Source organism: Bacteroides sp. 43_46 (assembly GCF_001915455.1).
Taxonomy (GTDB): Bacteria; Bacteroidota; Bacteroidia; order Bacteroidales; family Bacteroidaceae; genus Bacteroides; species Bacteroides caccae.
Genome location: NZ_MNQN01000061.1, coordinates 1 through 12,045, shown reverse-complemented (window position 1 = coordinate 12,045; position 12,045 = coordinate 1). Strand labels below are relative to the sequence as shown.

At 41.8% G+C, this 12,045-nt stretch carries 7 protein-coding genes; all 7 read left to right on the top strand.

Translation table 11 applies throughout. The features are described 5' to 3' along the window. Positions 1-81: ribosomal protein L7/L12 (locus BHV72_RS06105; RefSeq protein ID WP_286855163.1), on the top strand; the 81-nt coding region annotated here is incomplete at its 5' end. Between the two features lie 104 nt (positions 82-185). Further along, complete coding sequence (rpoB, locus tag BHV72_RS06100) at positions 186-3,998, top strand: DNA-directed RNA polymerase subunit beta (protein WP_005675415.1); 3,813 nt, start codon at positions 186-188, stop codon at positions 3,996-3,998. A 105-nt stretch (positions 3,999-4,103) separates the two neighbouring features. Then, on the top strand, positions 4,104-8,387 hold the full coding sequence (rpoC, locus tag BHV72_RS06095; RefSeq protein ID WP_005675416.1) for a DNA-directed RNA polymerase subunit beta': 4,284 nt from the start codon (positions 4,104-4,106) through the stop codon (positions 8,385-8,387). Between the two features lie 141 nt (positions 8,388-8,528). Beyond that, positions 8,529-8,837 carry a DUF3467 domain-containing protein gene (locus tag BHV72_RS06090; protein WP_005681716.1) on the top strand — a complete coding sequence of 103 codons (309 nt, stop codon included), beginning with the start codon at positions 8,529-8,531 and terminating at the stop codon, positions 8,835-8,837. A gap of 37 nt (positions 8,838-8,874) precedes the next feature. After that, on the top strand, positions 8,875-9,276 hold the full coding sequence (gene rpsL / locus BHV72_RS06085; RefSeq protein WP_005675419.1) for a 30S ribosomal protein S12: 402 nt from the start codon (positions 8,875-8,877) through the stop codon (positions 9,274-9,276). 142 nt (positions 9,277-9,418) lie between these two features. Next, a complete protein-coding gene (gene rpsG / locus BHV72_RS06080) occupies positions 9,419-9,895 on the top strand; it encodes a 30S ribosomal protein S7 (RefSeq protein ID WP_005675420.1) in 477 nt (158 codons plus the stop codon). Between the two features lie 47 nt (positions 9,896-9,942). Beyond that, a partial coding sequence (gene fusA / locus BHV72_RS06075) for an elongation factor G (protein ID WP_286855157.1) occupies positions 9,943-12,045 on the top strand: 2,103 nt, incomplete at its 3' end.

Below are 12,045 nucleotides of genomic sequence, written 5' to 3'. Positions count from 1 at the left end.
AAAGAAGGTTTGGCTAAAGACGAAGCAGAATCATTGAAGAAAACATTGGAAGAAGCTGGAGCTGAAGTTGAACTTAAATAACATTGGCCTGGTAATCAGGTAATTCGGTTAGGAATCCTTCGCAAGAGGATTCTTAACCTTTTTGTGTATATATTTCAAATTAAGTTCTCCAAATTCATTGACAGATGTCTTCAAATACTGTAAATCAAAGAGTTAATTTTGCTTCGACTAAGAATCCGCTTGAATACCCGGATTTCCTGGAAGTACAATTGAAGTCATTCCAAGACTTTCTACAATTAGATACCCCACCTGAAAAGCGCAAGAATGAGGGTTTGTATAAAGTATTTGCTGAAAACTTCCCTATTGCCGATACAAGAAACAATTTTGTTCTTGAGTTTTTGGACTATTATATTGATCCGCCGCGCTATACCATTGATGATTGTATAGAGCGTGGGCTTACTTATAGTGTTCCTTTAAAAGCGAAACTTAAGCTATACTGTACGGATCCCGATCACGAGGATTTTGATACAGTGATTCAGGACGTATTCCTCGGCCCGATTCCTTATATGACTGATAAGGCTACTTTCGTCATTAATGGTGCCGAACGTGTAGTTGTGTCACAGCTTCACCGTTCTCCGGGTGTATTCTTCGGTCAGAGTGTGCATGCCAATGGTACGAAACTTTATTCGGCTCGTATTATTCCGTTTAAAGGTTCGTGGATTGAGTTTGCTACTGACATCAATAACGTGATGTACGCATACATTGACCGTAAGAAGAAATTGCCGGTAACTACTCTGTTGCGTGCGATCGGCTTCGAGAACGACAAAGATATTCTTGAGATTTTCAACCTTGCAGAAGATGTGAAGGTTAACAAGACAAATCTGAAGAAAGTGCTGGGCCGTAAACTGGCTGCACGTGTCTTGAAAACATGGATTGAAGATTTCGTTGATGAAGATACCGGTGAGGTGGTTTCTATCGAACGTAACGAAGTTATTATCGATCGTGAAACCGTACTGGAAGAGGAGCATATAGATGAAATTCTGGAATCGGGAGTTCAGAACATCCTTTTGCATAAGGATGAACCGAACCAGTCCGATTTCTCTATCATATATAATACGTTGCAGAAGGATCCGAGTAACTCGGAAAAGGAGGCTGTGTTGTATATCTACCGTCAGTTGCGTAATGCTGATCCGGCTGATGACGCAAGTGCACGTGAAGTTATTAACAACCTCTTCTTCTCGGAAAAACGATATGACCTTGGTGATGTGGGGCGTTATAGAATCAACAAAAAATTGAATCTGACGACTGATATGGACGTACGTGTCCTCACGAAGGAAGATATTATTGAAATCATTAAATATCTGATTGAGTTAATTAACTCAAAGGCAGATGTGGATGATATTGACCACTTGAGCAATCGTCGTGTACGTACAGTAGGTGAACAGCTTTCTAATCAGTTTGCCGTTGGTCTGGCTCGTATGTCCCGTACGATTCGTGAACGTATGAATGTTCGTGACAATGAAGTGTTTACTCCGATTGATTTGATTAATGCTAAGACCATTTCTTCTGTTATCAATTCATTTTTCGGAACGAATGCGTTGTCTCAGTTCATGGACCAGACAAACCCGTTGGCTGAAATTACACATAAGCGCCGTATGTCTGCATTGGGACCTGGTGGTCTTTCTCGTGAACGCGCTGGATTTGAGGTTCGTGACGTTCACTACACGCATTATGGTCGTCTTTGTCCGATTGAGACTCCTGAAGGTCCGAATATCGGTTTGATTTCTTCATTGTGTGTGTTTGCTAAGATTAACGAGTTAGGATTCATTGAAACTCCGTACCGCAAGGTAGAAAACGGAAAAGTGGACCTATCTGATAATGGCCTGATTTATCTGACTGCTGAGGAAGAAGAAGAAAAAATTATTGCACAGGGTAATGCTCCATTGAATGATGATGGTACATTTGTGCGTAATAAAGTAAAATCTCGTCAGGATGCTGATTTCCCGGTTGTCGAACCAGCGGAGGTAGATCTTATGGACGTTTCTCCCCAACAGATTGCATCAATTGCAGCTTCATTGATTCCGTTCCTGGAACATGACGATGCTAACCGTGCGTTGATGGGATCAAACATGATGCGTCAGGCAGTTCCTCTTTTGAGAAGTGAGGCGCCGATTGTTGGTACAGGTATCGAACGCCAGTTGGTCAGAGACTCTCGTACACAAATCACTGCTGAAGGTGATGGTGTCGTTGATTTCGTGGATGCTACTACTATTCGTATTTTGTACGACCGTACGGAAGATGAAGAGTTTGTTAGCTTCGAGCCGGCTTTGAAAGAATATAGAATTCCTAAATTCCGTAAAACCAACCAGAATATGACTATTGACTTGCGTCCGATTTGTGACAAAGGTCAACGTGTGAAGAAAGGCGATATCCTGACAGAAGGTTATTCTACTGAAAAAGGTGAGTTGGCATTGGGTAAAAACCTATTAGTCGCTTATATGCCTTGGAAGGGTTACAACTATGAGGATGCTATCGTTTTGAATGAACGTGTGGTACGTGAAGACTTGTTGACTTCTGTACACGTAGAAGAATATTCTCTGGAAGTTCGTGAAACGAAACGTGGTATGGAAGAATTGACTTCTGACATTCCGAATGTAAGTGAAGAAGCTACAAAAGATCTGGATGAAAACGGTATTGTAAGAATCGGTGCCCGTATCGAACCGGGTGATATTATGATTGGTAAGATTACACCGAAAGGTGAATCTGATCCTTCTCCGGAAGAAAAATTGCTTCGTGCAATCTTCGGTGATAAGGCTGGTGATGTAAAAGATGCTTCATTGAAAGCTTCTCCTTCTTTGAAAGGTGTCGTAATTGATAAGAAGCTGTTCTCACGTGTTATCAAAAATCGTAGCTCCAAGCTGGCTGACAAAGCATTGTTGCCTAAGATTGATGATGAATTTGAATCAAAGGTAGCAGACTTGAAACGTATCTTGGTTAAAAAATTGATGATTTTGACCGAAGGTAAGGTTTCTCAAGGTGTGAAAGACTATTTGGGTGCGGAGGTTATCGCTAAAGGCTCTAAGTTTAGTGCATCTGATTTCGATTCACTCGATTTTACTTCTATCCAGTTAAGTAATTGGACTAGTGATGAACATGCTAACGGTATGATTCGTGACTTGGTGATGAATTTCATCAAGAAATACAAAGAACTGGATGCTGAACTGAAACGTAAGAAGTTTGCTATTACTATCGGTGACGAACTTCCGGCTGGTATTATCCAGATGGCTAAAGTATATATTGCTAAGAAACGTAAGATCGGTGTCGGTGATAAAATGGCAGGTCGCCACGGTAACAAGGGTATCGTGTCACGTGTTGTACGTCAGGAAGATATGCCGTTCTTGGCTGATGGTACTCCGGTTGATATCGTATTGAATCCGTTGGGCGTGCCTTCTCGTATGAACATCGGACAGATTTTTGAAGCTGTGCTTGGACGTGCCGGAAAGACATTGGGCGTGAAATTCGCAACTCCTATTTTCGATGGTGCTACAATGGAAGATTTGGACGAATGGACAGACAAAGCTGGATTGCCTCGTTACTGTAAAACTTATCTTTGTGATGGCGGTACAGGTGAGCAGTTTGACCAGGCAGCTACCGTAGGTGTGACTTACATGTTGAAGTTAGGGCACATGGTTGAAGACAAAATGCATGCTCGTTCTATTGGCCCGTACTCATTGATTACTCAGCAACCTCTTGGTGGTAAAGCACAATTCGGTGGTCAGCGTTTCGGAGAAATGGAGGTTTGGGCACTTGAAGGCTTTGGCGCTGCTCATATCCTACAGGAAATTCTGACTATTAAGTCTGATGACGTAGTAGGACGTTCGAAGGCTTATGAAGCAATTGTGAAAGGTGAACCGATGCCGCAACCTGGTATTCCGGAATCCTTGAACGTATTGTTACACGAGTTGAGAGGGTTAGGCTTGAGTATCAACCTAGAATAAAATACTGAAAGAATGTGTGATGTCAATGCACCTATGAAGGTTCATTGACATTCGCACCTTTTCAATTTCTAATGATTCAATTATCAAATCTCAATTATATAGAGTATGGCTTTTAGAAAAGAAAATAAGACGAAAAGTAATTTCTCGAAGATCTCAATTGGTCTGGCTTCTCCGGAAGAAATCCTTGAGAATTCGAGTGGTGAAGTTTTGAAGCCTGAAACCATTAATTACCGTACTTACAAACCCGAACGTGACGGTTTGTTTTGTGAACGCATTTTTGGTCCTATAAAGGACTATGAGTGTCATTGCGGTAAATACAAACGTATCCGTTATAAAGGTATCGTCTGCGACCGTTGTGGTGTGGAAGTTACTGAAAAGAAGGTACGTCGTGAGCGTATGGGACATATTCAGTTGGTGGTCCCGGTGGCTCACATTTGGTATTTCCGTTCGCTCCCTAATAAAATCGGTTATTTGCTCGGATTACCGACGAAGAAGTTGGATTCGATTATATACTACGAACGTTATGTTGTTATTCAGCCGGGTGTGAAAGCTGAAGATGGCGTAGCTGAATATGATTTGCTTTCTGAAGAAGAGTATCTGGATATTCTTGATACACTTCCGAAAGATAATCAATATCTTGAGGATAATGATCCAAACAAATTCATCGCTAAGATGGGTGCTGAAGCTATCTATGATTTGCTGGCTCGTTTGGACCTGGATGCTTTGTCTTACGAACTTCGTCATCGTGCTGGTAACGATGCATCACAGCAGCGTAAGAATGAAGCATTGAAACGTCTTCAGGTAGTAGAATCATTCCGTGCATCACGTGGACGTAACAAGCCGGAATGGATGATTGTACGTATTGTACCGGTTATCCCGCCTGAGCTTCGACCGTTGGTTCCGTTGGATGGTGGCCGTTTCGCTACCTCGGACTTGAATGATCTATATCGTCGTGTGATTATTCGTAACAACCGTCTGAAAAGACTGATCGAAATTAAGGCTCCGGAAGTGATTTTACGTAACGAAAAACGTATGCTTCAGGAATCTGTGGACTCATTGTTCGATAACTCACGTAAGTCAAGTGCAGTGAAGACAGATGCTAACCGTCCGTTGAAATCTTTGTCTGACAGTTTGAAAGGTAAACAGGGACGTTTCCGTCAGAACTTGTTAGGTAAACGTGTTGACTACTCTGCGCGTTCGGTAATCGTTGTTGGCCCGGAATTGAAGATGGGGGAATGCGGTATTCCTAAATTAATGGCTGCAGAATTGTACAAGCCGTTTATTATTCGTAAACTCATTGAACGTGGTATCGTTAAGACTGTTAAGTCTGCAAAGAAAATTGTTGACCGTAAGGAACCTGTGATCTGGGATATTCTGGAGCATGTAATGAAAGGACATCCTGTACTGTTGAACCGTGCACCGACATTGCACCGTTTGGGTATTCAGGCTTTCCAGCCTAAGATGATCGAAGGTAAGGCTATCCAGTTGCACCCCTTGGCATGTACGGCATTTAATGCCGACTTTGATGGTGACCAAATGGCTGTTCACTTGCCTTTGAGTAACGAAGCTATTCTTGAAGCACAAATGTTGATGCTTCAATCACATAATATCTTGAATCCGGCAAACGGTGCGCCTATTACTGTGCCTGCACAGGATATGGTTCTTGGTTTGTACTACATTACTAAGTTGCGTGCTGGTGCAAAAGGGGAAGGTTTGACGTTCTACGGACCGGAAGAAGCGTTGATTGCTTATAATGAAGGTAAGGTAGATATCCACGCTCCGGTGAAGGTAATCGTGAAAGACGTTGATGAAAATGGTAATATTGTAGACGTGATGCGCGAAACTTCCGTAGGTCGTGTGATTGTGAACGAAATCGTTCCGCCCGAAGCGGGTTATATCAATACTATTATCTCTAAGAAATCTCTTCGTGATATTATTAGTGATGTAATTAAGGTTTGTGGTGTAGCTAAAGCTGCTGACTTTCTGGATGGAATCAAGAATTTAGGTTACCAGATGGCATTCAAAGGTGGTCTGTCATTCAACTTAGGTGATATTATTATTCCGAAAGAAAAAGAAACACTGGTACAGAAAGGTTATGACGAAGTTGAGCAAGTCGTAAACAACTATAATATGGGTTTCATCACTAACAATGAACGTTATAACCAGGTGATTGATATATGGACGCATGTTAACTCAGAGTTGTCTAATATCTTGATGAAGACTATTTCTTCGGATGATCAAGGTTTCAACTCTGTATATATGATGCTTGACTCTGGTGCCCGTGGTTCTAAAGAACAGATTCGTCAGTTGTCTGGTATGCGTGGTTTGATGGCAAAACCGCAGAAAGCGGGAGCAGAAGGTGGGCAGATTATTGAAAACCCGATTTTGTCGAACTTTAAAGAAGGGCTTTCTGTGTTGGAGTACTTTATCTCTACTCACGGTGCTCGTAAAGGTTTGGCGGATACGGCTTTGAAGACTGCCGATGCCGGTTATCTGACTCGTCGTCTGGTTGACGTATCGCATGATGTGATTATTACAGAAGAAGACTGCGGTACACTCCGTGGATTGGTTTGTACAGACCTTAAAAATAACGATGAAGTTATTGCAACTCTGTACGAACGTATCTTAGGTCGTGTTTCCGTGCATGATATTATTCATCCTACTACCGGTGAACTGTTGGTTGCTGGTGGGGAAGAAATTACAGAAGAAATTGCCAAAAAGATTCAGGATTCTCCGATCGAGAGTGTTGAAATTCGTTCGGTATTGACTTGTGAAGCTAAGAAGGGTGTTTGTGCTAAGTGTTATGGACGTAACCTTGCTACGAGTCGTATGGTTCAGAAAGGTGAAGCTGTCGGCGTAATTGCTGCTCAGTCTATCGGTGAGCCGGGTACACAGTTGACATTGCGTACATTCCACGCAGGTGGTACTGCTGCCAATATTGCAGCTAATGCAAGTATTGTTGCTAAAAATAATGCACGTCTTGAGTTTGAAGAGTTGCGTACAGTAGATATTGTAGATGAAATGGGTGAAGCTGCGAAGGTGGTAGTAGGTCGTTTGGCTGAAGTTCGTTTCGTAGATGTGAACACTGGAATCGTTCTTTCTACTCATAATGTTCCTTATGGTTCAACACTGTATGTTGGTGACGGTGATTTGGTAGAAAAAGGCAAGTTGATTGCTAAATGGGACCCGTTCAACGCTGTTATTATAACTGAAGCAACCGGTAAGATCGAATTTGAGGGCGTAATTGAAAACGTTACTTATAAGGTTGAGTCGGATGAAGCAACAGGCCTTCGTGAAATTATTATTATTGAATCTAAGGATAAGACAAAAGTTCCTTCGGCTCATATTTTAACAGAAGACGGTGACTTGATCCGTACGTATAACTTACCGGTAGGTGGTCACGTGATTATTGAAAACGGTCAGAAAGTGAAAGCTGGTGAAGTAATCGTGAAGATTCCGCGTGCCGTTGGTAAGGCAGGTGATATCACGGGTGGTCTTCCTCGTGTAACCGAATTGTTTGAAGCTCGTAACCCGTCGAATCCAGCTGTCGTTTCTGAAATCGATGGTGAGGTGACAATGGGTAAGATCAAACGTGGTAACCGTGAGATCATCGTAACTTCCAAGACTGGTGAAGTTAAGAAGTATCTGGTTGCATTATCTAAACAAATCTTGGTGCAGGAGAATGACTATGTACGTGCTGGTACTCCATTGTCTGACGGTGCCACTACACCGGCGGATATTTTGGCGATTAAAGGTCCTACGGCTGTACAGGAATATATCGTAAATGAAGTTCAGGATGTATATCGTTTGCAGGGTGTGAAGATCAATGACAAGCACTTCGAGATTATTGTCCGTCAGATGATGCGTAAGGTACAGATTGAAGAGCCGGGTGATACTCGCTTCTTGGAGCAACAAGTTGTTGACAAGTTGGAGTTCATGGAAGAAAACGATCGTATTTGGGGTAAAAAAGTTGTGGTTGATGCTGGAGATTCTCAAAACCTACAACCGGGACAGATTGTTACTGCTCGTAAGTTGCGTGATGAGAACAGTATGCTGAAACGTCGTGACTTGAAACCTGTTGAGGTTCGTGACGCTGTGGCTGCTACATCTACTCAGATTCTTCAAGGTATAACACGTGCTGCTTTGCAGACTTCAAGCTTTATGTCAGCTGCTTCTTTCCAGGAAACAACGAAAGTATTGAATGAGGCTGCTATCAACGGTAAGATTGATAAATTGGAAGGTATGAAGGAAAATGTGATTTGTGGTCATTTGATTCCGGCTGGTACAGGTCAGCGTGAATTTGAGAAACTTATTGTTGGATCAAAAGAAGAATATGATCGTATTTTGGCTAATAAGAAAACAGTACTTGACTACAACGAAGTAGAATAATACAATTCAATTGACTATATGAGAAGGAGCAGTTGCTATATTGGGCAGTTGCTCCTTTTTTGTTCCTTTTTTATTGGGATGTATTATCTCTGTCTCAGGAAAAATGTGTTATTTTGCAGGATAACTTTAATCATATTAAACATGGAAGAACAAAATAACAACGGGCAGTTACAGATTGAATTAAAAGAAGAAGTTGCACAGGGAACTTATGCAAATCTTGCTATTATTACTCATTCGAGTTCTGAGTTTATTCTTGATTTTGTACGTGTGATGCCGGGTGTACCAAAAGCTGGTGTGCAATCTCGTATCATTGTAGCTCCTGAACATGCAAAACGCCTACTACGGGCATTGGAAGACAATATAGCTAAATATGAACGTGTATTCGGTTCGATCCGTATTTCTGATGAGTCTCCTATTTCTCCTTTGGCGAGTGTAAAAGGCGAAGCGTGAGGGATATAACAATAATATAAATCAAAAAACAATTAAAATGCCTACAATTCAGCAATTAGTAAGAAAAGGACGCGAAGTGCTGGTGGAGAAAAGTAAATCTCCTGCCTTGGATTCATGTCCCCAAAGACGTGGCGTTTGCGTGAGAGTATATACTACTACTCCGAAGAAGCCGAACTCTGCAATGCGTAAAGTAGCTCGTGTACGTTTGACTAACCAAAAAGAGGTAAACTCTTACATTCCGGGAGAAGGACACAACTTGCAGGAACACTCAATCGTTTTGGTACGTGGCGGTCGTGTAAAGGACCTTCCGGGTGTACGTTATCACATCGTTCGTGGTACACTTGATACAGCAGGTGTTGCTGGCCGTACTCAAAGACGTTCTAAATACGGAGCTAAACGTCCGAAACCGGGACAAGCTGCACCAGCTAAAAAGAAATAAGGATTAAAATCTAATTAAAATTAAAGTAATAACTTACGTTTTAGTTTGTTGGAGATGCTAAGGGTTGAGTAAATTCTCCGGAGGGAGAGTTGAAGAAGTCAAGAAGTAACAACCAAGAACAAAAACATTATTTTTCAAACAAATGAGAAAAGCAAAACCTAAAAAACGCGTTATCCTTCCGGATCCCGTTTTTAATGATCAAAAGGTTTCTAAGTTTGTAAACCACTTGATGTATGATGGTAAAAAGAATACATCTTATGAAATCTTTTATGCCGCTCTGGAAACAGTGAAAGTAAAACTTCCTAATGAAGAAAAATCTGCTCTCGAAATCTGGAAAAAGGCTTTGGATAATGTGACTCCGCAAGTGGAAGTTAAGTCTCGCCGTGTAGGTGGTGCTACTTTCCAAGTTCCTACAGAAATCCGTCCGGACCGTAAGGAATCAATCTCAATGAAGAACTTGATTCTGTTTGCTCGTAAAAGAGGTGGTAAATCAATGGCTGATAAGTTAGCTGCTGAAATCATGGATGCCTTCAATGAACAAGGTGGTGCATACAAGCGTAAAGAAGATATGCATAGAATGGCTGAAGCTAACCGTGCATTTGCTCATTTTAGATTCTAATACTATTAAGATACAATCAATTAAAAACTTAAAGTAAAGGATATAAAATGGCTAAGCAAGATTTACATTTGACTCGTAATATCGGTATCATGGCTCACATCGATGCCGGAAAGACAACAACTTCTGAACGTATCCTGTTCTACACCGGATTGACTCACAAAATTGGTGAGGTGCATGACGGTGCTGCTACTATGGACTGGATGGAACAGGAACAAGAACGTGGTATTACTATTACATCTGCCGCAACAACTACACGATGGAAGTATGCTGGTGATACTTATAAAATCAACTTGATTGATACTCCGGGGCACGTTGACTTTACCGCAGAGGTAGAACGTTCATTGCGTATTTTGGATGGTGCTGTTGCTGCTTACTGTGCAGTAGGTGGTGTAGAACCGCAATCAGAAACTGTATGGCGCCAGGCTGATAAATATAATGTACCACGTATCGCATACGTAAACAAAATGGACCGTTCCGGTGCTGACTTCTTTGAAGTTGTGCGTCAGATGAAGGACGTTTTGGGTGCTAATCCTTGTCCCATCGTTGTACCTATCGGTGCTGAGGAATCTTTCAAAGGTCTTGTTGACTTGATTAAAATGAAAGCTATCTATTGGCATGACGAAACAATGGGTGCTGATTATAGCGTAGAAGAAATTCCGGCTGACCTTGTTGATGAAGCTAACGAATGGAGAGATAAAATGCTTGAAAAAGTAGCTGAATTTGACGATACTTTGATGGAGAAATATTTCGATGATCCTTCTACTATTACTGAAGAAGAAGTATTGAGAGCTCTTCGTAATGCAACTGTTCAGATGGCTGTTGTTCCGATGCTTTGCGGCTCTTCATTTAAGAACAAGGGGGTTCAGACGTTGCTTGATTATGTCTGTGCTTTCTTGCCTTCTCCATTGGATACGGAAAACGTAATTGGTACAAATCCTGATACGGGTGCTGAAGAAGATCGTAAGCCTAGTGATGACGAAAAGACTTCAGCTTTGGCATTTAAGATCGCCACCGACCCGTATGTAGGGCGTTTGACTTTCTTCCGTGTATACTCAGGTAAGATTGAGGCTGGTTCTTATATCTATAACTCTCGTTCAGGCAAAAAAGAACGTGTTTCTCGTCTGTTCCAGATGCACTCAAACAAGCAGAATCCGGTTGAGGTAATTGGTGCTGGGGATATTGGTGCTGGTGTAGGTTTTAAAGACATTCACACTGGTGATACTTTGTGTGATGAAACTGCTCCGATTGTGCTTGAATCTATGGACTTCCCGGAACCGGTAATTGGTATTGCTGTAGAACCTAAGACTCAGAAAGACATGGATAAATTGTCTAACGGTTTGGCTAAACTGGCTGAAGAAGACCCGACGTTTACAGTGAAAACTGACGAACAAACAGGTCAAACTGTTATTTCTGGTATGGGTGAGCTTCACTTGGATATTATTATTGACCGTTTGAAACGTGAGTTCAAAGTAGAATGCAACCAAGGTAAACCTCAGGTTAACTATAAAGAAGCTATTACTAAAACAGTTGATCTTCGTGAAGTTTATAAGAAACAATCAGGTGGACGTGGTAAGTTTGCTGATATCATTGTTAAGATCGGTCCGGTTGATGAAGACTTCAAAGAAGGTGGATTGCAGTTTATCGATGAAGTGAAGGGTGGTAATATTCCTAAGGAATTTATCCCGTCAGTTCAGAAAGGTTTCACAACTGCAATGAAAAATGGTGTATTGGCCGGTTATCCGTTGGATTCACTGAAGGTAACTTTGGTTGATGGTTCATTCCACCCAGTTGACTCTGACCAGTTGTCTTTCGAAATCTGTGCTATCCAAGCATATAAGAATGCTTGTTCCAAGGCAGGGCCTGTACTAATGGAACCTATCATGAAGCTGGAAGTTGTGACCCCGGAAGAAAACATGGGTGACGTTATTGGTGACTTGAATAAGCGGCGTGGTCAGGTAGAAGGTATGGAGTCTAGTCGTTCGGGTGCTCGTATCGTGAAGGCAATGGTTCCGTTGGCTGAAATGTTTGGTTATGTAACAGCGTTGCGTACTATCACTTCAGGTCGTGCAACTTCATCAATGGTTTACTCTCATCACGCTCAGGTTTCTACTTCTATTGCTAAGGCTGTATTGGAAGAAGTGAAGGGACGT